This window comes from Citrobacter freundii complex sp. 2025EL-00176 (assembly GCF_053309355.1).
Genome location: NZ_JBRYHT010000001.1, coordinates 255609 through 279976 on the forward strand (window position 1 = coordinate 255609; position 24368 = coordinate 279976).

General features: G+C 48.5%; 30 protein-coding genes. 13 read left to right on the top strand and 17 right to left on the bottom strand.

The features are described from left to right. Positions 1 to 183 precede the first annotated feature (183 nt). The 3 genes from ldtD to ACVXHP_RS01220 all read left to right on the top strand — a co-directional run bounded on the left by ldtD (position 184) and on the right by ACVXHP_RS01220 (position 3337). Positions 184 to 1935 carry a L,D-transpeptidase gene (gene ldtD, locus ACVXHP_RS01210; protein ID WP_447570713.1) on the top strand — a complete coding sequence of 584 codons (1752 nt, stop codon included), beginning with the start codon at positions 184 to 186 and terminating at the stop codon, positions 1933 to 1935. 177 nt (positions 1936 to 2112) lie between these two features. Then, entirely contained in the window at positions 2113 to 2661 is a 549-nt protein-coding gene (locus tag ACVXHP_RS01215) for a YcbK family protein (RefSeq protein WP_003831948.1), read from the top strand. A gap of 28 nt (positions 2662 to 2689) precedes the next feature. After that, entirely contained in the window at positions 2690 to 3337 is a 648-nt protein-coding gene (locus ACVXHP_RS01220; protein WP_316130258.1) for an MBL fold metallo-hydrolase, read from the top strand. 54 nt (positions 3338 to 3391) lie between these two features. Here ACVXHP_RS01220 and aspC read toward each other — a convergent pair whose 3' ends face one another. The 15 genes from aspC to ACVXHP_RS01295 form a co-directional block, all read right to left on the bottom strand. Continuing rightward, positions 3392 to 4582 carry an aspartate transaminase gene (gene aspC / locus ACVXHP_RS01225; RefSeq protein ID WP_316130259.1) on the bottom strand — a complete coding sequence of 397 codons (1191 nt, stop codon included), beginning with the start codon at positions 4580 to 4582 and terminating at the stop codon, positions 3392 to 3394. A 183-nt stretch (positions 4583 to 4765) separates the two neighbouring features. Next, the gene (gene ompF, locus ACVXHP_RS01230; protein WP_200006996.1) at positions 4766 to 5842 is read right to left on the bottom strand and encodes a porin OmpF; all 1077 of its coding nucleotides are present in this window, start codon (positions 5840 to 5842) and stop codon (positions 4766 to 4768) included. A 605-nt stretch (positions 5843 to 6447) separates the two neighbouring features. Beyond that, positions 6448 to 7848 (bottom strand): asparagine--tRNA ligase, encoded by a 1401-nt coding sequence (gene asnS, locus ACVXHP_RS01235; RefSeq protein WP_200006994.1) that lies wholly within the window; start codon positions 7846 to 7848, stop codon positions 6448 to 6450. Positions 7849 to 8014: 166 nt separating this feature from the next. Further along, positions 8015 to 9217 carry a nicotinate phosphoribosyltransferase gene (gene pncB, locus ACVXHP_RS01240; RefSeq protein ID WP_200006992.1) on the bottom strand — a complete coding sequence of 401 codons (1203 nt, stop codon included), beginning with the start codon at positions 9215 to 9217 and terminating at the stop codon, positions 8015 to 8017. 194 nt (positions 9218 to 9411) lie between these two features. Then, positions 9412 to 10704, bottom strand: a complete 1293-nt coding sequence (locus ACVXHP_RS01245; protein ID WP_126318660.1) for a tyrosine-type recombinase/integrase — start codon at positions 10702 to 10704, stop codon at positions 9412 to 9414. Positions 10705 to 10748: 44 nt separating this feature from the next. Further along, entirely contained in the window at positions 10749 to 11006 is a 258-nt protein-coding gene (locus ACVXHP_RS01250) for an excisionase family protein (protein ID WP_126318658.1), read from the bottom strand. Beyond that, the gene (locus ACVXHP_RS01255) at positions 10990 to 11361 is read right to left on the bottom strand and encodes a hypothetical protein (protein ID WP_126318656.1); all 372 of its coding nucleotides are present in this window, start codon (positions 11359 to 11361) and stop codon (positions 10990 to 10992) included. Before ACVXHP_RS01255 ends, ACVXHP_RS01250 begins: the two co-directional genes overlap by 17 nt. Further along, on the bottom strand, positions 11361 to 11777 hold the full coding sequence (locus tag ACVXHP_RS01260; protein ID WP_191214993.1) for a hypothetical protein: 417 nt from the start codon (positions 11775 to 11777) through the stop codon (positions 11361 to 11363). The genes ACVXHP_RS01255 and ACVXHP_RS01260 overlap by 1 nt, the downstream gene beginning before the upstream one ends. Continuing rightward, positions 11770 to 12639 carry an ORF6N domain-containing protein gene (locus ACVXHP_RS01265; protein WP_126318653.1) on the bottom strand — a complete coding sequence of 290 codons (870 nt, stop codon included), beginning with the start codon at positions 12637 to 12639 and terminating at the stop codon, positions 11770 to 11772. Before ACVXHP_RS01265 ends, ACVXHP_RS01260 begins: the two co-directional genes overlap by 8 nt. A gap of 12 nt (positions 12640 to 12651) precedes the next feature. Next, positions 12652 to 13158, bottom strand: a complete 507-nt coding sequence (locus tag ACVXHP_RS01270; RefSeq protein ID WP_200020305.1) for a hypothetical protein — start codon at positions 13156 to 13158, stop codon at positions 12652 to 12654. Beyond that, entirely contained in the window at positions 13148 to 13387 is a 240-nt protein-coding gene (locus ACVXHP_RS01275) for a hypothetical protein (protein ID WP_079936768.1), read from the bottom strand. The genes ACVXHP_RS01270 and ACVXHP_RS01275 overlap by 11 nt, the downstream gene beginning before the upstream one ends. Continuing rightward, a complete protein-coding gene (locus ACVXHP_RS01280) occupies positions 13377 to 13724 on the bottom strand; it encodes a hypothetical protein (RefSeq protein ID WP_079936767.1) in 348 nt (115 codons plus the stop codon). Before ACVXHP_RS01280 ends, ACVXHP_RS01275 begins: the two co-directional genes overlap by 11 nt. Positions 13725 to 13820: 96 nt before the next feature. After that, a complete protein-coding gene (locus ACVXHP_RS01285; protein ID WP_232018020.1) occupies positions 13821 to 14105 on the bottom strand; it encodes a hypothetical protein in 285 nt (94 codons plus the stop codon). 60 nt (positions 14106 to 14165) lie between these two features. Then, on the bottom strand, positions 14166 to 14387 hold the full coding sequence (locus ACVXHP_RS01290; RefSeq protein ID WP_079936766.1) for a hypothetical protein: 222 nt from the start codon (positions 14385 to 14387) through the stop codon (positions 14166 to 14168). Between the two features lie 192 nt (positions 14388 to 14579). Next, a complete protein-coding gene (locus ACVXHP_RS01295) occupies positions 14580 to 15281 on the bottom strand; it encodes an XRE family transcriptional regulator (RefSeq protein ID WP_126318649.1) in 702 nt (233 codons plus the stop codon). Between the two features lie 124 nt (positions 15282 to 15405). On the opposite strand from ACVXHP_RS01295, the gene ACVXHP_RS01300 reads away from it, so the two are divergent. The 5 genes from ACVXHP_RS01300 to ACVXHP_RS01320 all read left to right on the top strand — a co-directional run bounded on the left by ACVXHP_RS01300 (position 15406) and on the right by ACVXHP_RS01320 (position 19775). Further along, positions 15406 to 15633, top strand: a complete 228-nt coding sequence (locus tag ACVXHP_RS01300) for a transcriptional regulator (protein ID WP_047345111.1) — start codon at positions 15406 to 15408, stop codon at positions 15631 to 15633. Position 15634: 1 nt separating this feature from the next. Further along, positions 15635 to 15928 carry a hypothetical protein gene (locus ACVXHP_RS01305; RefSeq protein WP_126318647.1) on the top strand — a complete coding sequence of 98 codons (294 nt, stop codon included), beginning with the start codon at positions 15635 to 15637 and terminating at the stop codon, positions 15926 to 15928. A 426-nt stretch (positions 15929 to 16354) separates the two neighbouring features. After that, a complete protein-coding gene (locus ACVXHP_RS01310; protein WP_191214982.1) occupies positions 16355 to 17974 on the top strand; it encodes a DEAD/DEAH box helicase in 1620 nt (539 codons plus the stop codon). After that, complete coding sequence (locus ACVXHP_RS01315) at positions 17971 to 18942, top strand: toprim domain-containing protein (RefSeq protein ID WP_079938072.1); 972 nt, start codon at positions 17971 to 17973, stop codon at positions 18940 to 18942. The genes ACVXHP_RS01310 and ACVXHP_RS01315 overlap by 4 nt, the downstream gene beginning before the upstream one ends. Further along, positions 18939 to 19775, top strand: coding sequence for an antitermination protein Q (locus ACVXHP_RS01320; protein WP_447570714.1), 837 nt, complete (start codon positions 18939 to 18941; stop codon positions 19773 to 19775). Before ACVXHP_RS01315 ends, ACVXHP_RS01320 begins: the two co-directional genes overlap by 4 nt. 310 nt (positions 19776 to 20085) lie before the next feature. Here the strand turns inward: ACVXHP_RS01320 and ACVXHP_RS01325 are convergent, their stop codons facing one another. Continuing rightward, positions 20086 to 20298, bottom strand: a complete 213-nt coding sequence (locus ACVXHP_RS01325) for a KTSC domain-containing protein (protein WP_079938070.1) — start codon at positions 20296 to 20298, stop codon at positions 20086 to 20088. Between the two features lie 554 nt (positions 20299 to 20852). Between ACVXHP_RS01325 and cspE the strand changes: the two genes are divergently transcribed. Beyond that, positions 20853 to 21065, top strand: a complete 213-nt coding sequence (cspE, locus tag ACVXHP_RS01330; protein ID WP_005127641.1) for a transcription antiterminator/RNA stability regulator CspE — start codon at positions 20853 to 20855, stop codon at positions 21063 to 21065. Between the two features lie 411 nt (positions 21066 to 21476). Here the strand turns inward: cspE and ACVXHP_RS01335 are convergent, their stop codons facing one another. Then, positions 21477 to 21647, bottom strand: a complete 171-nt coding sequence (locus tag ACVXHP_RS01335) for a YnfU family zinc-binding protein (protein ID WP_162835200.1) — start codon at positions 21645 to 21647, stop codon at positions 21477 to 21479. 852 nt (positions 21648 to 22499) lie between these two features. Here ACVXHP_RS01335 and ACVXHP_RS01340 point away from each other — a divergent pair. From ACVXHP_RS01340 to ACVXHP_RS01355, 4 genes are all read left to right on the top strand, one after another. Beyond that, positions 22500 to 22688 carry a hypothetical protein gene (locus tag ACVXHP_RS01340; RefSeq protein ID WP_003841950.1) on the top strand — a complete coding sequence of 63 codons (189 nt, stop codon included), beginning with the start codon at positions 22500 to 22502 and terminating at the stop codon, positions 22686 to 22688. A 153-nt stretch (positions 22689 to 22841) separates the two neighbouring features. Beyond that, positions 22842 to 23120: a phage holin gene (locus ACVXHP_RS01345; RefSeq protein ID WP_003841952.1), complete on the top strand. Its 279-nt coding sequence runs from the start codon at positions 22842 to 22844 to the stop codon at positions 23118 to 23120. After that, positions 23092 to 23640, top strand: coding sequence for a lysozyme (locus ACVXHP_RS01350; protein ID WP_126318641.1), 549 nt, complete (start codon positions 23092 to 23094; stop codon positions 23638 to 23640). Before ACVXHP_RS01345 ends, ACVXHP_RS01350 begins: the two co-directional genes overlap by 29 nt. Then, the gene (locus ACVXHP_RS01355) at positions 23619 to 24164 is read left to right on the top strand and encodes a DUF2514 domain-containing protein (RefSeq protein ID WP_126318639.1); all 546 of its coding nucleotides are present in this window, start codon (positions 23619 to 23621) and stop codon (positions 24162 to 24164) included. The genes ACVXHP_RS01350 and ACVXHP_RS01355 overlap by 22 nt, the downstream gene beginning before the upstream one ends. The last annotated feature ends 204 nt before the right edge of the window (positions 24165 to 24368 follow it).

Genomic DNA, 24368 nt, shown 5'->3' on the forward strand with positions numbered 1-24368 from the left:
TACATTAGGTTAGGCAAAAACTATTTGATGTTTATATACTAAAGGTAAGCCTAACTCGTGGCAGGCTTGCTCGTCATACTTCAGCGTGTATTGGCGTTTTACAGGTCCGACCCCAGCAAAATATAAGGGGAATGCATACGGCCTGGCTACTCAAAGTATGATAAAGAAAACAGGGGGCAAGGGATGTTGCTTAATAAAATGTGTGGTCGTCGGCTGTCGGCAATCAGTTTGTGCCTGGCCGTAACATTCGCTCCACTGTTCAATGCGCAGGCCGATGAGCCTGAAATGATCCCTGGCGATAGCTCAGCGTCCGTCAGTGAACAGCCAACAGCGTTATCGCAACCGCAGGTTCAGTCTTCCGCTACTGCTATCATGGCGGGTATTCAACCGCTGCCGGAGGGCGTGTCTGTCGATAACGCTCGCGCCGAATTACAATCTCAACTTCCCGCAGGCTTCACGCCGGTTTATATGAGCCAGCTGGAATTGCTGTATGCCGCTCGCGAAATGAAACCGATGTGGGAAAATCGAGAGGCGGTAAAAGCGTTTCAGCAACAGTTAGCCGAGGTAGCGATTGCCGGATTTCAGCCGCAATTCACCACCTGGGTCGCATTGCTGACTGACCCGGCGGTAACCGGTCAGGCGCGAGACATCGTGCTGTCTGATGCCCTGATGGGATATCTGCACTTTATCGCGAATATTCCTGTCAAAGGTAATCGCTGGCTCTACAGTAATAAGCCCTATGCGCTGGCAACTCCGCCGATTTCCGTGATCAACCAATGGCAGGTGGCGCTGGACAATGGCCAACTGACTTCGTTTATTACCGGCCTGGCGCCTCAGCATCCGCAGTATGCAGCTATGCATGAATCGTTGCTAAAACTGGTGAGCGATACGCGTCCCTGGCCGCAGTTAACCAGTACCGCGACGCTGCGTCCTGGCGAGTGGAGTAACGATATCCCCGCGTTGCGTGAAATCTTACGCCGTACCGGGATGCTCGAATCAGTCGTCAGTACGGCTGCTAAAGAAGGGCGTAGCGCTTACAGCAGTGATCTGGTCGCGGCGGTGAAGCGTTTCCAAACGTGGCAGGGGCTGGGGGCCGATGGCGCAATTGGACCCGCGACGCGTGACTGGCTGAACGTAACGCCCGCGCAGCGTGCGGGTGTGCTGGCGTTGAATATTCAGCGTTTGCGCCTGCTTCCGAGTGATTTATCTACCGGTATCATGGTGAATATTCCTGCCTACTCGCTGGTTTATTATCAGAACGGCAATCAGGTGCTGGCCTCACGCGTTATTGTCGGGCGTCCCGATCGCAAAACGCCGATGATGAGCAGTGCGCTGAATAATGTGGTCGTTAACCCACCGTGGAACGTACCGCCGACGCTGGCACGTAAAGATATTCTGCCTAAGGTGTGGAATGACCCTGGATACCTTGAGCGTCATGGCTATACCGTAATACGCGGCTGGAATAGCAAAGAGACGATAGATCCGTGGCAGGTTGACTGGGCGACCATCACCGCATCGAATCTGCCGTTCCGCTTCCAACAGGCGCCGGGCGCGCGTAACTCGCTCGGCCGTTATAAATTTAATATGCCGAGTTCAGATGCTATTTATCTGCACGATACGCCAAACCACAACCTGTTCCAGAAAGATACGCGGGCGCTTAGCTCAGGCTGCGTGCGTGTGAATAAGGCATCTGAGCTGGCGAATATGCTGCTACAGGATGCGGGCTGGAATGATTCGCGCATCTCGGACGCCCTGAAGCAAGGGGATACGCGGTACGTGAATATTCGTCAAAATATTCCAGTCAATCTTTACTACCTGACCGCGTTTGTGGGGGCGGATGGGCGGACGCAGTATCGTACAGATATTTACAATTACGATCTGACAGCGCGATCCAGCGCACAAATTGTGTCAAAAGCCGAACAATTAATCAGATAAATGAAGCAGTTCGAGGAAAATGATTGTCGTAAGTTATGTTGGAAATGGGGCTAAATGGCTGCAAGCCCCGTATTTCCTGGGGTTGGGAGCCTTGACGTGGACTACTTAGCCAGATAAGGTTTCCCGCGTGCGCTAGAGCATACATACGATAACATTGACCTTGTAGACCTTAATACCATGGACAAATTTGACGCTAATCGCCGCAAACTGCTGGCGCTTGGTGGCATTGCCCTCGGCGCTGCCATCCTGCCTACGCCTGCGTTTGCCACACTCTCCACCCCACGTCCGCGTATATTGACTTTGAATAACCTGCATACCGGTGAGTCAATAAAAGCAGAGTTTTTTGATGGCAGGGGCTATATTCAGGACGAATTAGCAAAACTTAACCACTTTTTCCGTGATTTTCGGGCCAATAAAGTGAAATCCATTGACCCGGGATTGTTTGACCAACTCTTCCGTCTGCAGGGCCTGCTGGGCACGCGTAAACCCGTACAGCTGATCTCAGGCTATCGCTCAATCGATACCAATAATGAACTCCGTGCGCGCAGCCGTGGTGTCGCTAAGAAAAGCTACCACACGAAAGGCCAGGCTATGGATTTCCATATTGAAGGCATCGCATTAAGTAATATTCGCAAAGCTGCGTTATCTATGCGCGCAGGTGGTGTAGGATACTACCCCAGCAGTAACTTTGTGCATATTGACACCGGACCTGCACGGCACTGGTGATCCGTAAGCTTAATGAAACAGGAGCTGTATGAACTATCGTATTATTCCGGTCACTGCATTTGCCCAGAACTGCTCGTTAATCTGGTGTGAGCAGACACGTCTGGCCGCGCTGGTCGATCCCGGCGGCGATGCCGAGAAAATCAAACAGGAAGTGGATGCCAGCGGTCTGACGCTTATGCAGATCCTGCTTACCCATGGTCATCTTGACCACGTAGGGGCGGCGGCTGAACTGGCACAGCATTATGGTGTACCGGTTATTGGCCCGGAAAAAGAAGATGAGTTCTGGCTAGAGGGGCTGCCTGCTCAGAGCCGGATGTTTGGCCTGGGAGATTGTGAGCCGCTGACGCCCGATCGCTGGTTGAATGAAGGCGACCGGATAAGCGTGGGTAATGTCACATTACAGGTGCTCCATTGTCCGGGTCACACGCCGGGACATGTGGTCTTCTTTGATGAGCAATCAAAGTTACTGATTTCGGGTGACGTGATTTTCAAAGGTGGCGTAGGGCGCAGTGATTTCCCTCGCGGAGATCACAGTCAGCTGATCGATTCGATTAAACGTAAACTGTTGCCATTGGGCGATGACGTGACGTTTATTCCGGGTCACGGTCCACTTTCTACACTGGGTAACGAACGGTTGCATAACCCGTTCCTGCAGGATGAAATGCCTGTCTGGTAAAACCGTTGAAGAATAAAAAAGGCCGCTATTGCGGCCTTTTTTGCGCGCTATCGATTACAGTACTGCGACAATCGCTTCGCACAGCGGCGCCATGTTATCTGGCGTCATTCCGGCTACGTTTACACGTCCGGAGGCGACGGCGTAGACACCAAACTCTTCACGCAGGCGCAGAACCTGCTCTTTGGTCAGGCCGCTGAATGAGAACATGCCGTTCTGTTTGATGATAAAGCTGAAGTCGCGGCTTGCCCCTTTCTCCTGCAGCGTATTCACGAACAGTAAACGCATGCGCTGAATGCGTTGGCGCATATCAGTCAGCTCTTGTTCCCAGATGGCGCGCAGCGCGTCGTTGCTCAGAATCGTAGCGACTACGGATGCGCCGTGGGCTGGCGGGTTGGAATAGTTAGCGCGAATGGCTGATTTCATCTGGCTAAACGCGCGGTCAACGGTTTCAGCATCGGCTGCAACAAGCGTACAGGCACCTACGCGCTCATTGTACAGACCAAAGTTCTTGGAGTAGGAACTGGCGACGATCAGCTCTTTGTGCAGCGCGGCGAATGCGCGCAGACCTTCCGCATCTTCTTCCAGACCACGGGCAAAACCCTGGTAGGCGAAGTCAAACAGCGGCAACCAACCTTTTTCGACGGAAAGCTGAGCCAGCGTTTGCCACTGCTCCAGCGTAGGATCGATACCGGTTGGGTTATGGCAGCAGCCGTGGAATAACACCACATCGCCTGCCTGCGCTTCGCTGAGGCTTGCCAGCAATGCATCAAAGTCTAATGAATGGTTTGCCGCATCGTAATAATTGTATTCACGAACTTCCAGACCGGCAGAGTTAAAGACGCTCTTATGGTTCGGCCAGCTTGGGTTGCTCACCCAAACGCGTTTAGCCGAGGTGTTTTTTGCCAGGAAATCAGCTGCTACACGCAGTGCGCCAGTGCCGCCAGGGGTCTGGGCTGTACGTGCGCGTTTGTCGTTGATAAGCGAACTCTCTTTACCAAACAGTAATTCCTGAGTGCAGCGACCAAACTCTGGAATACCGTCAATGCCAAGATAGTTTTTGGTGGTTTCATTTTCCAGTATATATTGCTCGGCTTTTTTAACGCTGGTCAGTACCGGCGTTTTGCCTGTCTCATCTTTATATACACCGATCCCGAGGTTTATTTTTCCTGGGCGGTCATCGGCACGAAACAAATCAGCCAGACCCAAAATGGGGTCGGCAGGAGCGGCGGTAATGTTCTCAAACATGACGAGGTTCCATAGTGATTACAGAAGAGAAGTCCGCTATCAGGTTAACGGTAGATTTACAAAATGCCAACCGTTACTGACGAAAAGCTGAGGTGTTTTTTTAAGACGCAAGAATCCGCTAGCAGAGATAAAAAAACAGGACCGAAGTCCTGTTTTTAAGGCATTTAACAAAGAGGTCTGCTATTAGAACTGGTAAACGATACCCACTGCAACGGTGTCGTCAGAGCCTACGCCCAGTTTGTTGTCAGAATCGATCTGGTTGATGATGTAATCAACATAGGTGGACATGTTTTTGTTGAAGTAGTAAGTCGCACCCACTTCGAAGTAGTTCACCAGATCTACGTCACCGATACCTTCAATATCCTTACCTTTAGATTTGGTATAGGCGAGGGACGGACGCAGGCCGAAGTCGAACTGGTACTGAGCAACCAACAGCACGTCTTCAGTTTTGTTAGCATAACCGTTAGCGATACGGGTAGCGTTACGGGTTTCGCTGTAGTTCGCCGCCAGGTAGATGTTGTTCGCATCGTACTTAACGCCGGTCGCCCACTGCTCAGCTTTGTCGCCATGACCGCGCAGAGCCGGGTTCTGCTGGGCATCGGTACGGTCAGCCGCACCATAAGCACCTACGATACCGAAGCCGTCGAATTCGTAGCTGATAGAACCGCCAACGCCATCGCCGTTAGAGCGACGAACGTCATCACGCTCGTTTTTGCCCAGGTACTGAACGGCGAAGTTCAGGCCTTCAACCATGCCGAAGAAGTTAGAGTTACGGTAGGTTGCGAGACCGCCGTTACGCTGGGAGAAGAACTGGTCAGAAGCAGCGGTATCACCACCGAATTCTGGCAGCATATCGGTGTAACCCAGTGCATCGTATACGACGCCGTAGTTACGACCGTAGTCGAAGGAGCCCGCATCGCCGAATTTCAGACCGGCAAATGCCAGACGAGTTTTGTTGCCGTCCTGAGCGTCACTACCGCCTTCGGAGTTATTACCGGCAAAGTTGTATTCCCACTGGCCGTAACCGGTCAGTTGGTCGTTAATCTGAGTTTCCCCTTTGAAACCAAGACGGGCGTATGTCTGATCGCCGTTAGCAGCGTAGGCATTTTCACCGTTGTGCTTGGAAAAATAGTGCAGACCCACGGCTTTACCGTAGACGTCTACTTTGTTGCCATCTTTGTTATAAACTTCTGCAGCGTTAGCTGCCCCGGCTACCAGCAGAGCAGGGATAACCACTGCCAGAATATTGCGCTTCATCATTATTTATTACCCTCATCGGTTTTTATATGACACCTGCCACTGCCGCCAATAAATTCCGTCAATTAAAATTTACGGAACTATTGATGAGAGTTTGGTGTCTTTATGTGTCTGACAGGCATCTTTCCATTCAAACTACCGTTTCGCTACTCTCAAAGTGCTACAAATATAAAGATTTGGTTTCAAAAAGAAAAAATGTGTAACAAAATGTTATTTTTATGCAACTTTGTGAACAACTTCAAACTTCAGATGTCTCCGCGCTAAAAATCGCCGCTGCTATTTCTATTTATATGATTTTCTTATGTTTAATTTTGCTAAGACCGCTTTTTCTCTGTCATGACTAAAAGGACTGATTTTGCCGAAGGCAATTTATGGACATCTGGATTGCTATTTGAGAGGTTAAAAAATGTACTATTTAATCAGAAAATGCTAATCCACAATAAAATTACTGATTATTTTTTGTGCAAATGTGTTGCGGTGAAATATTACGTAACAGGAAGGGGGGAGGTGAAGGGTTGTATTTAACGTGTGATAGGGATCTCTATACCGCGAAGCGGTTACAAAAAAGGCCAGCAATGAAATGCTGGCCTTTGGATTAAAATTCAGGTTTAGAAGCTGGCGTTACGTGGAGTACGCGGGAACGGAATAACATCACGGACGTTCTGCACGCCAGTAACGTAGGCAATCAGACGCTCGAAGCCTAAGCCGAATCCGGAATGCGGAACGGTACCGTAGCGGCGCAGGTCGCGATACCACCAGTAATCTTCTTTGTTCAGCCCCATCTCCAGCATACGGGCATCCAGCACGTCCAGACGCTCTTCACGCTGAGAACCACCGATGATTTCACCGATTCCCGGGGCCAGTACGTCCATTGCCGCAACGGTTTTACCGTCTTCGTTAAGGCGCATATAAAACGCTTTGATATCTTTCGGGTAGTTTTTAACCACGACCGGCGCTTTAAAGTGCTCTTCAGCAAGATAACGTTCGTGCTCGGAAGAGAGATCCACACCCCAGTAAACCGGGTTTTCGAACTGTTTGCCGCATTTTTCGAGAATGCTAACCGCGTCGGTGTAGTCCACCTGCGCGAAGTCGGCGTCAATGAAACGTTCCAGGCGTGAAATCGCGTCTTTGTCGACGCGTTCAGCGAAGAATTTCATATCATCCGCGCGCTCTGCCAGTACGGCCTTGAAAGCATACTTCAGCATGGCTTCAGCCAGGCCTGCCACGTCGTCCAGGTTGGCGAAAGCCACTTCTGGCTCCAGCATCCAGAATTCCGCCAGGTGACGGCTGGTGTTAGAGTTTTCCGCACGGAACGTCGGGCCAAAGGTATAAATTTTGGACAGGGCGCAGGCGTAGGTTTCGCCGTTCAACTGACCGGAAACGGTCAGGAAGGCTTCTTTACCGAAGAAGTCTTTATCGAAATCGACTTTTCCCTGATCGTTACGCGGCAGGTTTTCCAGATCCAGCGTAGAAACGCGGAACATTTCACCTGCACCTTCCGTATCGGAAGCCGTGATCAGCGGCGTGGATACCCAAAAGAAACCCTGCTCGTGGAAAAAACGATGCAGCGCTTGCGCCAGCGTATGACGTACACGCGCTACCGCACCAATCATGTTGGTACGCGGACGCATATGCGCGACTTCACGCAGATACTCAATGCTGTGACGTTTGGCCGCCATTGGGTAGGTGTCAGGATCGTCAACCCAGCCCGTGACTTCAACCTCAGTGGCCTGAATTTCAAAGCTCTGTCCCTGTCCAGGCGACGCAACGACTTTACCCGTTACGATAACTGAACAGCCCGTTGTCAGGCGCAATACGTCCTGATTGTAATTGGGCAGAGAATTATTGATGACGGCCTGTACAGGATCAAAGCAGGAACCGTCATAAACGGCGAGGAAGGAGATGCCAGCTTTTGAATCTCGGCGGGTACGCACCCATCCGCGCACGGTGACTTCGCTGTCAACGGCTACGCGGCCCTGGAGTACGTCGGCTACAGGCACAACGCTCATAATATTCTCTCTGTTAATAGTCGGATATATAAACACATGTCCACCCGTAATGGGGGGTATACCTATGTTACCTGGCATCTGCAATCAGACAAGCAGAATTCGTAGCTGGAGTGAAAGATTTCGGAAATAAACGCGAAAAGGGAGCCGATGTGGCTCCCTGTGAGGACTAACTGGCTTTTTTAATATGCGGTAAATCGAAAGCTTTGCGTAGCGCACGAACAAACGCTTTATCGTGGCAGATAGTTTTACCGGGGCTGTCAGATAACTTCGCCACCGGTTTACCGTTACATTCCACCAGCTTGATAACAATATTGAGCGGCTTAACCTGCGGAATATCACATGTTAGCCGTGTCCCGATACCAAAACTCAACTGCACGCGAGAAGAGAAGTGGCGGTAGAGCTCAATCGCTTTTTTCAGATCAAGGTTATCTGAGAACACCAGCGTTTTGCTCAGCGGATCAATCCCCAGTTTTTCATAATGGGCAATGGCTTTTTCACCCCATTCTACCGGATCGCCTGAGTCGTGACGTAAGCCTTGGTAACGGGTCGCAAACTCGACACCAAAGTCGCGTAAAAACGCGTCCATGGTGATGCAGTCGGTCAGGGCAATCCCGAGTTGGTCAGGATATTCATTTAACCAGGCGGCAAGGGCAACGCGCTGGCTGGTGGCAAGCTCTGGGCTGATTTGCTGATGAGCCTGGAACCACTCATGCGCCTGCGTACCCATCGGGGTTAATGACAGACGACGGGCGAGATCGTAGTTGCTGGTGCCGACAAACCAGGATTCTTGCTGCAAGCGTTTAACAATAGCCTGCTGTACTTCGCGTGAAAAACGACGGCGCGTACCGAAATCCATCAGATGGAAGCGGGACATATCGACATCTTTCGTTAAAGCAGAGAATTCGACTAGTTTGCTTTCCAGCTCATTGAGTGCCTGTGGGACGCCTGATTCAGGCGAACGGTAACGGTGCACCAGTTCGCTGATAACCGCCAGCAGCGGGACTTCCCACATGATCACTTCACGCCATGGACCGGTTAAGCGGATGTTCAGCTTGCCGTTATCGTTGGTGACGCAAACCTGTTCCGGGTTATAGCGGAAATCGCGTAACCAGGCGAGGTAATCAGCTTTAAAGAAAGGCAGGCCGGAGAGCCACTGGTACTCGTCCTCCTGCAGTCGCAGGTGCTGCATAGCATTCACCTGCTCACGAATAGCATCGGCGTAAATACCGAGCAGGTCATCGCCACGGCAACGAAATTCAGCCGCTACCTGTACATCATAGTAGTGGTGAAAAACGGCTTGCTGCATATGCAACTTATAAGCGTCTGTATCCAGCAGCGAGTGCAGAACAGGAGAAGCGAATTGTGTCATAGGTGCGCAGTAGCATCCTCTCACGGGAGCGTTTAGTACAATAAACAACTAAGAAAACCGCTGGAGTATACCCTGTTTAGCGATTTATTGAACCCCGATCACACCATAAGCTGTCTTTCTGGTCGAGGGCAATTCGTGCCGCGTGTTATGAACATGTAGCAATAGGGCTGCTAACCATTTGAATTTAAGGTTTTCTACTGCGCTACTATCATGCTTTGGGGCAGTGATGGGGCAAAACGTGAAAGTGCCTGGTTGAGCAGAGATACCTGTTCGGCGCTCTTCTCTGACATCCACTTTCCATATACCTTGTAAACCATCTGTGCATCTGCATGCCCCATCTGAGTTGCTATAAAGTTTGGGTTCGCTCCCGCAGACAATGACCAGCACGCATAGGTATGTCGAGACTGGTAGGCGTTGCGGTACCGTATTCCGGCGCGCTTGATTATCGGACCCCAAATTTTATTTATGGAATTAACCGCGTAGTGATATCCTCTTCGTGGCCCACGTTTTACGCATTGAGGGCTGAAAACGAAAGTGCATGGATGTATGACTGACTGGCCATATCCCCGTAATTTCACTTCAACCTCATATTGCCGGCCAAGGCGCGTAAGCTGGGCCTGATTCCTCAGGGCATCAATAGCTGGTTGAATGAGATATATGACCCTGTCAGTGCCTGCGTCTGTTTTTGGCAGGGTGAACTCATCCGTCTGGGTAAGGTTGCGCTTCACAGTGATGGTCCCGGCATGCAAATCGATATCTTCCCAGGCCAGACCGCACAGCTCCCCATGCCTCATTCCGGTATAGACTGCCAGTGACCAGAGATTTCTCATCTGCTGGTGGCTGCATGCCTGGATAAACCTGATGAACTCGTCTGTCGTGAGTGGGTCTGGCTCACCCTTTGCTTTCTTGAGGCGGTTAATTCCGCTAAACGGGTTTTCTTTTGCATAGCCGTTATCAGTGCCAAACTGGAAGATCTCGGCCATCAGCATCATGTAATTGTTCACGGTGGAAGACTTCCGGCCCTTTACCTGCGTCCGGTGATCCTTCTTCATCACATGAAAACCTGTCAGCAACTCCTTCCTTACGTACAGCAAATCCTCAGTGGTAACCGCTGAAACCAACTTGTTTTCGCCAATGCGCGGAAGCATGTTTTTTATGATGGATTCATACCGACTCATGGTGTTTGTGCTGATCTCCATTCGTTTCAGCTCAGACCATTTTTCGGTAAGTTCCAGCACAGTAATTTCCTTTCTATCCTGACCGAACCGGGCAAGGTTCGGCGAGTTTGGGAATTTTTCCGCATAGTTAAAATTCCCCATCCTTATTGCAAAACAGACCGATGAACGAAGCTCACCTGCTATCTTGCGATTTTTGGCTGTGTCAGGGACACCGAGGTTTTCCCTGACACGTTTGCCTTTATACAGAAACCATATGCGGAGTGAACCGCCGTGGTTTTCGACGCCTGTCGGGTATGATGCATTAGCCATTAATCCCTCCTGACGTCCAGGAGCATGGATGAGTGTACTGCTTTTCATGCTTTCTGCGCACCAGGTTGGTTTTTTTTCTGTGCCTCGATCCAAAGGTCGATCGCTTTCCTGTTGTACATACATTCGCTCGAAGGTTTGGGATTACCGTCTGGTGAGACGTGCAGATATTCGCGACCCAGCATCCAGGATTCTTTTCTGGCACGGGTGATGGTCCCGGGTTTAAGCCCGGTAACTGCAATCAAAACCCTCTCGCTAACCCAGTCATTCGGTAGCAAAAGAACGACATCAGCACTGGTCTGCATGGATCTCCTCCACTTTCTCTTTAGCCAGACGTACGCACCGCGCAAAAGAGGAGGGCGTTACAATTTCGCGCAGAGCCTGAACCAGAAAATCATTGTGCTGCTGGTGTAGCTGCAGGTTGCGTTCTTTTTCCTCATGACGCAGGATCGCCAGACGGGCTGTGATGATGCGGCGCTTACTTTTGATCAGCCGCAGCGCGTTCTCTGCCTTTTTGCGCCATGTACTCCAGTCGCTGCTACTGTTCGATCTCGCCAGTTGTTCTTCAATACTGATCTGTGCCTCTTCAGCATTAATCAGTTGCTGCAGGCAATCGCTGATTGTGTTCAAGTTGTCAGTGTCGATTATTGTCTTTTTCATTAGTCACCCACTCTGAATTTACTGACACTCCTATCCCAGCCATCACTACTGTTAACCATTTCTCCCAGCCTTGAGAAACAGGCATTCATCCAGCGCACCCCTCGAGGAGTTAGTGTCGGCACTGTTCCCCAGTCAATGAAATCTGAGTTTTTTCGACCCATATATCTAATAAGATCGAGCATGTTGATGTAATGCGCCCGGCGTCTTTCCATATCCCACCCCTTGTCTTCCAGATACGAATCGATAAAGGCATTAAGCGCTGGCTGGCCTAGTGAAATATCCCCGTACTGATGGCGGTACACCGGGTGATGATGCATGCTGACTAAGTGGAACATGTAGGCATCAGACACCCATGTCAGAGCTTGCTGATGTGCTTCTTGTAATGATCCCGCGGGATACCAGAATTGCTTATTCATGCCCGCAACCCTCCGGCGTATAAATCGCTTTATCGTGGCTGTACTCGCCATTCCAGGTTTTTTTCATTGGCAGATCGCCTTTCATGTATAACTGGTAAAGGCGGTGGCAGCCTTTCTCCAGCAATACCGGAGTAAACTTCGTGAAAGCATCTTTACCGTGTGGGGTGATCTGCGTCTGGTCTTCAGTCAGATACTTATCGCGGGCATAGGAAGCTACACGCCAGCGCGGATCCTTTTCAGGGTCGCGTTGTTCGTTGAACACCCAGTCCCGCCCGAACGCCCACCACATCATTTTGTTGATGTTGACGCCGTTCAGCGCTTTGCAGAACGCCGGGATGGTCATACCTTTAGTGAAATGTTTCTCCAGACTCTCAACTGTGGCGTTGAGGGTTTTGTTTTCCAGTGCAACTGCTTCGGCGTGTTCCTCGGCCTCGATTACCATCAGCGCCAGTTCTTTACGGCCAAGCGCTGCTTGACTTACTGACGCGGAAATGGCGTCGCGCTGTGTGAAGTAAAACTCCACTAGGTCTTCGTGGTAACCCCATGCCTGATCGGTTTCCAGCATTTTTGCGTGGTTGGCCGCACCGCGCTCTGTCCACAACATAAGAGAGCGGGTTTTGTTGGAAATTTGCAGGTAACTAAAAGTCACTCGCAAATTTGCCAGCTCTTCCCCTGTGACTTTGAAGAAGTGTTTTCCTTGAGCAAAGCGGGAAGCGTTGCGTGAATAGTTCATCTTGATGTTGACAATATCAGTACCATACCCGCTCGCCAGCTGCTCAGTGGTCACAACGCGCTGACCGCGATACTCGACGATTTGTAAGTCACGAGCCGCTACTGGTGCTAATTCAGTTTTCATTGCCATCCTCGTTACCCCTTAATGCAAAACTTGTTTCACTGGCAGCTTTTCTCCAGCACGTAGCCGGACAGCTAGATCTGCAAACATGTCGTCGATAAACTCTGCAAACCACGAATGACCGTCTTCTTTCAGGCGCTGATCGTTGGCATAGTAGAACTGGAATACAGCTAGATACCGTTCTTTAGGCTTGTGCTCTATCAGTGTCCCTTCTACATGCTCAATTAACAGGTTTTCGATAAGCTCCCGCGTTAAGCCAAAAACAAACTCACCAGTTTTAAATTGGTATTCACCGTCACGAAGGCCCCAGCGCTTTTCGCATTCAATCAGGTAGAGAAGGGCGACAGTACTGCGCATGGACTGGCAGATGGTTTCTGCCCACTCATGCTGCTCGTTTAAAGTTAGATCTCCTTTGCCATAGCGGTTTTCGTCAAGCATCCAGGCTGGAATTGTGACGTTGGATTGCTGGTGTATTTCTTTTAGCCTGGCGACAAGTTGTTTAACGTTTTCATTTTTGCTAACAGTCATTTGATATCTCCTCAAGGCGTAGCCCCGCTTCGCGAACCATTTCAATAAAAGTGTCCAGTGAGCAAATGTGCTCGTCGTCGAACAGCCGGCGGTCGCATGTCACACGACCTTTTTCGATGTAAAGAACAACGCGCCCTGTGAAATCAGGAAGCACATGTAGATCCACGTTCAACACGGGGCGGGGAATCTGCATTCCCTGATAAGTCATCATTTGCTGGTTAACTTGCATTCTGAGTCTCCTGTTTATTCGTTAACTCTTCAGCCAGCGTTGCAATAACAGCATTCATAAAATCCACGCCAAGCGGTGTTAGCTTGTTAATTCCGGTGCAATTTGAATAATGATTTGAAATTAATATTTCAGCTTCGGCTCGTTTATGATTTTCATGAATCATTGTTTCGAAAAACTTTATTAATGATTTTGTTAAAATGTCGCTATCCAGTTCGACAGGGAGTTTTGTTCCATCATTCATGTCAACTATCTGAAAATAATTACCAGTCCTTCTTTTTAGTGATGCCAGTTTTACCTGTACAAGTCGGCGGCGACGGTTCTCAATCAATATGTTCATAATTACCGCCCGTAAGCCTTGCGCAGAAAAAGGTTTGCAATATGCAGATAACTATTTCCATAAGAGGCAAAGATCTTTGCTGTCTTGTGTGCTTCTTTATCTTTCAGAAACGTCATTATTGCCCCCCATTTTTGAAGTGTTCTTCATTGTCATTGTGGTCATGAAGCAAAGTTCATTAAGTAACGATGTGAATCGCCCAGCCACCTTCACATCAGTGCGTGTGATTGCTGGCATGAGCAATTCAATAAATTCTGCGCGCAATTCCTGAGCGTACTTATTTGCTGTTTCTGCGGTTTTTGCTACGTCATTAATATAGAGAACGACTGATTTGCGATATGTACGATTAACTATTGGTAACTGAATAACATTATTATTTTTCATAAAATATTTCTCAAGGTGAGTTTGTTCGCACCATTAAAGGAGTTTATTGATAAATTAATTTCAAAGTTTATTTGTATCGAAATCTACAATTTTGTCGTTAACTTCTTCCAGTGTTTTAACGACCAGAGTTATAAGAGCATGCTCACGTTCTTCTTCCTGGCTAACCATCGTTTCAAGTAATAGCCATAAAGAAGCAGAGCAACAGCGTAGATCGTGAGACCAGTTCATGAGCATATCGCTTGTTTCAAGTCGGTCTAATTGAACTGTTTTATTGGTTTCCATGCTCCCTCCTACATTAAGTGAGTTAAGCAATTAAGAATGTCGTTTAATTACTTAAGTTGTAATAAGGATGGATCGTTATACGGAAAAGGTCAACCACTAAAGTGATTTTAATTTTAATTTCTAAAGTAATTTGTTGTTTGATAAGCAAAAAAAAAGACCGCCTAAGCGGTCTGATTCGATAAGTTGGAGGGGTTAGGCAAAACGCTTGATCGCGGCAGATTGCTTAACTAATACTTTCGCTAAAACGTGGAACTGATCTTCATCAGTGGCATCAATTTGCCAAGAGCTATACAGCTTGTTATCTGATAGGACAACCAAGCTGTTCTTCTGCATCTGCAGCCGTTTTATATGAATGGTTTTACCGAACACAAACACGTAAATTCCGTCGCCGTCAAAGTAATTAACCGTTGTGTCAACAAAGATAAAGTCACCTGGATCAATGGTTCCCTCCATGCTGTCGCCCCTAACTGTAATCACTTTTATTGCGGAAGCAGGCCGGTTACCAAACATGCTTCTGGCATGCTCCTCTGTGAACTCAATGGCGCGAATGGTTTCGATAAACTCAGAAGACAAAAATGTGCCGGGGCCTGCACTCGCCTGTATATCCAGCAACTCAACCCTGTAAGCGCCAGTGCTAACAGACTCCACTACCTTCATGGGCAGCAGCTCAGAAGATTGATCGCTTACTGGCATTTCACCTGAAGCAAGCCATTCGGGTCGAACATTCAGAGCTTTTGCTAGCTCTACTGTTCTGCGCGAGCCAGAGGCATTGCCTGACGTTAACTTCCAAATACTTGATTGCGACATCCCAACTAATTTAGCCAGGGATGCTTGAGTCATTCCCGCCGCTCTCATGGCTTCCGTTAGCCTATCTGCAAAAGTGTTATTCGACATAATGATTACTCCAAAAGTTGTTAAAAATTTAGACCAAATGAAGAATCAAGTCAAAAAGTAATTGGCATCCTTGCAAGTAATTACTCTAATCGCTAAAGTAATATTTAATTACTAAGGGGGGTTTATGATTTCAGAGCCTATCGATATAGCAATCAGATGTGCCGGAAGCCAGGGCGCGCTTGCAAAGCAGTGTGGTGTATCGCAAGCAACGGTCTGGAAATGGCGTCATGGGAAAAAAGTTAAGGCCGAGCATGTATTGAAAATTGTGGCTGCGGCCAGTGGCCAAGTAGCTGCATATCAAATCAGACCTGACTTGCCGGAGCTATTCCCAAAGCCAGAAAAAGAGCAGTGATATGGCTCTTGATTATCAACCGGTTGATATGCCCGTGGCTTTTAGCCAGGCCGATGCCGATTGGATCAAGCAGCAGTTACTGAGCCTGACGCCAGCAGCACGGCAAAAAGCCATTCAGCGTTATGCCGCTGTGTATCAGGATACGTTCGAGTCTGAACCCGCTTCCTACCGCAAGGAGAACCGGGCAAGGCATGAAGCAAATATGCGGCTTCGCCTGTTTGTGAGAAATCACGGCAGGGCTTTACAGGGGTATACCGCCGAACCACCCCTGGCAGGAACGCCAACGCGTTCCTGACTGTTGCGGGTTTAAAGGTACCCGGACAAAAACAGGATTAAAGGTGCCTGTTCAGGTTGGCAACCCACTAACTCAACTCCCTGTATGTACTAGGTAAGTAGTACGTTTTATGGGGAAGAGGGAAAGGGGGGTAAGGGGGGATTGGGTGTAGGGGTAGGAATAGGGTCTTTTCCAACAGGAGAGATCCATTGGTTTAGTAGATCACTGTCTTAAGGGCGCAATTAAAAAAACGTCTGTATCAGCAAGGCAGTACAAAGCGCTCAGGCGCTGAGAAACAAAAAGAGTTCTTTCTGGAAGAGTGATTTTTCAGGGGAGCTGAATCAGAAGAGAGGCTGGCAGCCTTTGGGGAAGCCACCAGCCATGTGAGGGGGAATCCATGAAAACCACATCACAGAATTATTATCTCATCACCACGGGGGCCGCACAATGCAGCTGATGATCACACCGAATTTTGCACAGGAACGAGCACTTAACCAGCTGCGCCGTAACTGGAAGGATACAGAAACCTTCATGGTGTACTCGCCGACGGGCAGCGGTAAAACAGGCCTAGCCGCCTTCATCGTTGCCGGGTTCGTCAGTCGTGGTATGCGAGTAATGTTTTGCGCGCCTTACCAGATCCTCATTACCCAAACTGCAAACCGTTTTGTGGAGTATGGGTTGCCGAGTGATGAAATCGGCTATGTCTGGGCGGATCACCCAAACTACGATCCTTCCCTCAAAATACAAATTGCCAGCGCTGATACGCTTATTCGTCGCGTGTTCCCTGACAATATCGATCTGCTGATTATCGACGAAGCGCACCTGCGAAAAAAACGCATCCTGCAGGATATCGAACGCCTGCGCGAAAAAGGCGTGAAAGTGATCGGCCTGTCGGGGACACCGTTTTCTCCGTTCCTGGGCAAATACTATGACCGACTGATTAAGCCAACCACCATCGGCGAGCTGATTCAGCGCGGCGACCTGAGTAAATACGAATTTTACGCGCCCACAAAGCCGGATCTGAAAGGGGTTAAAACCTCTCCGTCCCTGCAGTACGGTACCGACTACAACGAGGCGCAACTGGCGGAGATCATGTGCGGTTCAACGCTGGTGGGCGATATCGTCCAAAACTGGCTGGAGAATGGCCGTGACCTGCCGACAATCGCGTTCTGCGTCAACGTAGACCACGCTAATTTTCTGACTATTCAGTTTAACCAGGCAGGCGTAAATGCAGAGATTATGACTGCAGATACGCCTGCGGAAGAACGCCAAACCATCATTCACCGCTTCGAAACTGGCGCCACAAAAATCATCGTCAGTATAGGGGTGCTAGTTGCCGGGTTCGACAGCGATGTTCGCTGCATTATCTACGCCAGGCCAACTAAGAGCGAAATTCGCTGGCTGCAGGCGCTAGGGCGTGGCTTGCGCACCGCACCGGGTAAAGAGTCCTGCCTCATCTTCGATCACAGCGGCACCGTGCACCGCCTGGGCTATCCGGACTCTATCGAATACGACGATCTTCCGGGTAAATCAGACGGGATGGAGGAGGGTGCGCGCCGCGCAGCTGAGGAACGAGCAGAGAAGCTGCCTCACGAATGCTCACAATGCCACTTCATGAAGCCTGCTGGCGTCTATGTCTGCCCTAAATGTGGCCACAAGCCGCTGTCCGGTGAGGACATTGATACCGACACCGAGCGCAAACTCAAAAAACTGCGTAGCGAGCCGCGCCAGCCGACGAAGGCAGAAAAACAGGACTGGTGGAGTCAGATCAAATTCTATCAGCGCCAGCGCGTATCGCTGGGGAAAAAGCCTGTCAGCGATGCCTGGTGTTCTCACACCTTCCGCGAACGGTTTGGCGAATGGCCTAACGGCCTGAGCGATTACCCGATGGAAATCACACCAACAGTCTCGAACTTCATTATGCACAAGCGGATCGCCTTTGCTAAGCAACGTGAAAAAGAGCAGCGCCTGCAAAAGCAGGCAGAAGAGCAGCCGAACGCGGCAAGAGTTCAGCAGGCGCTTAACCACGTCAGTGAGATCAGACAGCAGTTAGGAAAACGAGCATGAAAACGGTAGAAGCAGCAAAAGGCCAGTGGGCTATGATTTTTGAGCATTACGGACTGCCGCCAATCACCGGTAAAAACCACTTTAAAGGGAAATGCCCGCTGTGTGATTCGGTTGGCAAATTTCGCATCGATGACCGCGACGGCGCAGGAACATGGATCTGCACCTGCGGCTGCGGTACGGGAATGGACTTGGTTACCAAAACCCAGGGGAAACCATTCAACGAGGTTTGCCGCGAAATCGATGCTCTGATCGGCAATACGTTCAGACGTGACAAAGTTCCCGAGGCTAGCGACGCTTCCAAACTTCGGAGAAAGGTGCTCAATAATTTCTCAAAAATGTCACCTCTGCGCGGTACATGCGCCGCTGAATACCTTAACTCACGCGGTATTTATCAACTTCCGGCTGAGGCCGTGCGGCTTAACCCCAAGCAACGGCATAACGGACGGGTGTACCAGTCTATTTATTCACTGGCAACAGACGATAAAGGGGAGCTGTGTTACCTCCATCAGACATTATTGGATGGCGCAAAAAAGGCTGACATCGGGGCCAGCGCCAAGCGGCAGAAATCGCTGCAGGAAGATAACTATCTTGATCACGCTCGTTCGGTTGCTGTCCGTATGTTCCCGGTCGCCAGCACACTTGGCATTGCTGAAGGGATCGAAACTGCGTTGTCTGCTTACCAGATTTACAAAGTGAATACCTGGGCGACCATGACCGCCAATTTTATGAAGAAATTCCGGGTCCCGGCAGGCGTTAAGCATCTGATTATTTTTGCTGACCGTGACGAGAACAGCGCTACGGGTTTGGCTGCTGCCTACGAATGCGCTCACGCAAATCTGGTGGCTAAAAATGACCTGCAGCGCGTGAGCGTGTACTGGCCGGATCACGATGATTTCAACAATATGCTCATGAATGGCGATCAGGTTCGTGAGCTGGTTTTCTATAAAAAACAGCAGGTGGCCGCATGAAACTGGAAGCATCAATCAAACATTTTAGCCCTCAGGGAATGCACATCACCGACGACGTGAAAGGAACATCTCCGGACCGCCTTACAGGAACAGATGTAATGGCGGCGATTGGTACCACCAGCAGCCGTGCGCGCTTCGGTCTGGCTGCTTTCTTCGGAAAGGCCGGTATCAGCAAAGCGGATGAACAGCTCGCAGTTCAGGCACTGGCGCGATATGCGATGGACGCCGCACCAAAGAATGTTCGCAAAGCAGCTGGTGGACAGTTCGGATGGTGCATGCAAATATTGGCACAATTTGCCTTTGCTGAATATTCCCGTTCGGCGGCGACCAGTGTGATATGTCACTGTTGCCGCGGTAGCGGAAGAACAACCCGCGAACAGGTCACACGTAAGGTTTCGTACCCGTGGGGTAAAGCGCCGTACTGGGCCAGCCGATCCCGCGCTGTTCGTCCCTCAGACTGGGAGAAATGGACAGAGGTAACGGAGATTGTGCCAGCGGTCTGCGATGCCTGTGAAGGGAAGGGGGCGATAAGTGCCAGGTGTCGTTGCGGAGGTAAAGGTGAGGTACTCGACCGCATCGCAACAAAAGAACGTGGTGTGCCGGTGTTTAAAACCTGCGAACGCTGCAGCGGAAATGGATTCCCTGCGGTACCGTCTACGGCTGCTCACAAAGCGATTCTCAGACGTCTGCCGGATCTGCATGTAAGAACATGGACCCGTAACTGGAAACCGTTCATGGAATCGCTGGTGGACATCTGCCACAGGCAAGAGCATAAAGCTGATTCAACTTTTCAGGATATAACCAGTTTGTGTGACAATGTGTGTGATATCTAGCATTTTCGCGACGCAGGACTTGATTTTGTCCGAAGTTGTCGTGTATGCTTCTAATCATGTGAAGTTGTATCTGAAGCATTTTAGTCACGGAAGCCCTGCCAGAGGTGGTGGCGCTTCTGTTTTCTGAAAATTCGAAAGCCGTCTGAATTCCTGTATTGCAAAGATTCATTTTAACCAGAGGTAACGAAGACGGGCGTGGTGTTTTATTGGGTACCAACTTCCTGTTCTGGTGGGTGACAAAAACAGGAAGGAACAGAGCGTAGTTTTACGTTATCAACAGCAAAAATCTGTACGGCGTAATTTTCTTGAATCACCCGGTTTTTCGACACAAGAATTTACCTTTAACAACTCCATCAAAGAAACGACTTTTAGATTGTACTGTTAGAAAAGAGTTATAGACGCTTTCTGGAACACCGACATATTGGAAAGTTGAAGAATTTACAAACCCTATCTCCAGAATTTTTTCCAATGGATAGTAACCAATAAATTTAATTTTTGATGATGTCATTTCTTGTCGTTGCATTTTGTCTCCTTCGAAACTCTTAATTTCCTTACTCTGATAATACACAGTTATGAAACGAAAGGGGCATAGTATTTGTAAATACTGCCATTGTATTTGAGTTAACTGGTCAGGTGATATGATTCTCTTTGTTGCGACTAATTCACCAGGACAAGAAAAAACAGAGTAAAAAAACTTTTCTGGAATTTAACTATGATAACTTAAGTTTATTTATAGGTACATGATAAGATTGAAGTATTCGTTTTGTTGCCTATACAGATAATGACTATCGGGTTACTGTCGCGGACCAAAAATACTGATTCTGTTGCCATAGTAACCATTTCTCAGATTTAGCGAATATTTTTTAATGAAAAAATATCTTGCTATTGTTTGTGACTTGTGTGATTAATGAGTGGTTGGTTTGGTACACAGACCCATTAAAGCGGTTTAGTAAAGCAGTTCTCATCTCAAGCGTTATCACTGATAATCCTTCCTTTTGAGCCTTCTTATCGTTACTAATTAGATTGTGTGCGAAAACCTTTTCGCCGTAAGGCTACATAGAATTTAAGGAATTATCAGTGTCTAATAAAATGACTGGTTTAGTAAAATGGTTTAATGAGTCTAAAGGTTTTGGCTTTATTACTCCTGATAATGGTAGCAAAGATGTGTTTGTTCACTTCTCTGCCATTCAAAGTGGTGGTTTTAAAACGCTGAATGAAGGTCAAAAAGTTGAGTTCAGTATTACTGCAGGTGCAAAAGGGCCTTCAGCCGAAAACGTTGTTGCTGCCTGATTTTTTCTGAACTTAAACTAATATGCGATAACGAAGACGGTTTAGACCTGAGTAGACATATTGACAGAAGTAATGGAAGTATTGTTGGATCAGTAGAGTTAAAATGTTACTGATCCGGCATTAAAGGTAACGGTAAGCATATTTCATCTCAATCTCGAATGAGAAAGTATGCTGACCATTGTCGTTGAGTGTAGGTTCACTGCACGAAAAGTATAACGGTAGAGACTGACTGCTTGCTTTACACGATAAAGTACGCAAGGGGATGGTTTTCCCAGATATCACCATAATTACTATTCATTTAATAGGAAAATACTAAACCCGCAGCCAGCGGGTTTTTTATTATCTGTAGCTTAATTAATCTTAAAATACAGATGAAGTGATTCTGTGCGAGAAACAGTATCTCAAACAGATTCAGGCTGCTTCTTTTTGATTCGTCTGGAATACTTTATTGCAATGAGGACAGATTAAAAGGGAACCTTTTTGTACTCTTGAAAAACTGTGTTCAGATTGCTGGGTACAGTTTGGGCAGGTGCATTTGACAAGATAGTTACGGCGTGATTTAGAATCTTTACGTTCTGACATAGGCTTTTCCTTGATGGATGGACTTCAACTTTACCTTAATTTGCCCAGAAAATCTTATTTTTATGAAAAGATGTGGGCTGATAAAAAATATCGGTGACTGAATTGATATAGCCATTAGTAAGATAACGAGTATAGATTGATTGTGATGAGGCACCGAGAAGACAGTGTTTGCGGGAATAGCACTAAGAAAACAGTTTCGCAAAGAACCTGCTGATGAGAACTCTCCTCTCAGGAACAATGTTGTTTTTGAACTGGTTATTTGAACGGATTTTTTACTCTCCCCTCCTGTTCGTCCCAGCCGACTTTGTTTTGCATGAAAGGTAAGCAGGTCGGATTTTGTGCAAACGACATAAATTTATGTTCAAAAAGAGAACCAGATAACAACTCCTGCCAAGGTGATCACTATAGCGGTGAGGCAAACGTTTTTAAATCTCTCTCTTTTAACTGCCTTCACAAACGGGTTTACGGTTTGGCAATGTGGGCACATCAGGGCATGTAAGGTAATCAATTTCCCGCAAAAGGGGCAGGGTTTAGTAATCAATGGTACAAAGTGAATTAAAGGTATATATCCAGATTTTACCACACTTATCGAGTTGTTTTAATGAACACTCTGATATTTCAGACATTTTCACTAGTTGCAGACTTACGCGAAACATCCGCTACGTGCTTTGTTGATAAATCCAGCCCGTGAAGCCTGATCCTTTCATCACACACAGCGCCATCTGAAGAAATCGGAGGTAGGGCTATGACCAGAATGAGCACCATGGACAGCAAACATTGAGTTGTGGCTTCTGGCAACGCTGCATTATCTGTTCCGCTCTATACTATCTGCTGAGTATCGCGGAGGAATGTATGAAAGAAGGGTATTACTGGATTCAGCATGTCGGTGTTGTACAGGTAGCGTACTACACGAATGACACTGTTGATGATCTGGAATCGGGTAAAACAATCACAGGTGTCTGGCATCTGACAAGGGGGGATGACATTTGCCATAACGGTGAAGCAGAGGTGTTAGAAGGTCCTCTCTCTCCGCCAATGTAAACAACTTAACTCACTTCGAGGCTGCCAACTGGCAGCCTTTTTCATTTCAGGCTCACGGGTATCACTCACTACGTGCTTTGTTGATAAATCCAGCCCGTGAAGCCTGACCCTTTAATTACACACAACGCCATCCGAAAAATCGGAGGTAGGGCTATGACCAGAATGAGCACCATTTACAGCAGACTTTCATATGGAACAGGAACCACGCTGACCGGCTGCGGTGTATCAGCGAAGGCATATGCCGAAACAGCTAAAACAGCAAAAGAGGTGTCCTGGATGTTGGCCGACAGAATTGCAGGGTTAAGCCTGAGCGACTGGGCAATTATTGTCGGTATTGCATGCACTGTTATCACCTGTGCAGTGAACTGGTATTACAGGAAAAAGGAAAGGGAGGACCGGCTTAATGGCAATGCCACCAAAGCTGAAGAATAAACTGAGCGCAGCGGTCGTTGGTCTGATTCTTGCGGGGGCTTCCGCACCCGTTATTCTCGATCAGTTTCTGGATGAGAAAGAGGGTAACAGCCTGACGGCATATCGCGACGGCGGCGGAGTGTGGACCATTTGCCGTGGCGCCACGATGGTTGACGGTAAGCCAGTAGTTCAGGGTATGAAGCTGTCTTCTGAGAAATGCGCCCAGGTGAACGCCATAGAACGCGACAAGGCGCTGGCGTGGGTTGAGCAAAATATCAAGGTACCCCTGACCGAACCACAGAAAGCCGGGATCGCATCTTTCTGCCCATATAACATCGGCCCCGGAAAATGTTTCCCGTCTACGTTCTATAAGCGAATAAATACTGGCGACCGTGAAGGCGCCTGTGAAGCGATCCGCTGGTGGATTAAAGACGGCGGCCGCGATTGTCGCCTGACAAAAGGTCAGAAAAATGGCTGTTACGGTCAGGTAGAGCGACGGGATCAAGAAAGTGCGCTGACATGCTGGGGGATAGACCAGTGAATAAAATATTTGCTGTGCTGCTGCTGGTGGCCGGTGCGTTTCTTGCCGGAAGCGTCTGGAGCGACCGTGGCTGGCAGAAGAAATGGGCGGAACGCGACAGCGCTGAATCCTCTCAGGAAGCTAATGTCCAAATTGTCGCCCGTATTATTGAACAGGGGCGAATTATTGCCCGTGATGAGGCCGTTAAAGATGCACAAGCACAAGCCGCTAAAGCAGCTGCTACTGCTGCTAGTCTGTCTGTTACTGTTAGCCAGTTGCGCAACGAAGCAACCAAACTTGCCATCCACCTGGACGCCGCAAAGCACACCGCAAATATTGCCGCTTCCGCCAGAAGCAAAACAGCCGGAGCCGACGCCACAATGCTTGCCGACATGTTCGGAAGTATTACAGCAGAAGCTAAATATTATGCTGAGATTGCTGACGACCGCTTCAATGCCGGATTGACTTGTGAAAGCATTTATGGGGCCATAAGGAATACTAATAGTGGACCGCATAGAAAGATGCTGAATAAAGCGAAAAATTAAGAGGTTAGTACTTTTTATAGGTACTACATTTGAATTGTCCAATGAATGAAATACGACTCGTCCGTGAGTCAAAAATCCCTGACAACTTAGGGTGATAGATAAAGGTCTTAAGCAGCATGGCATAATTTTCAATTTTAGCCATTTAAAATAATTTTTATGTTCAAAATCATGGGTGATTTCCTTACAAAACTAAACCTTGCTATG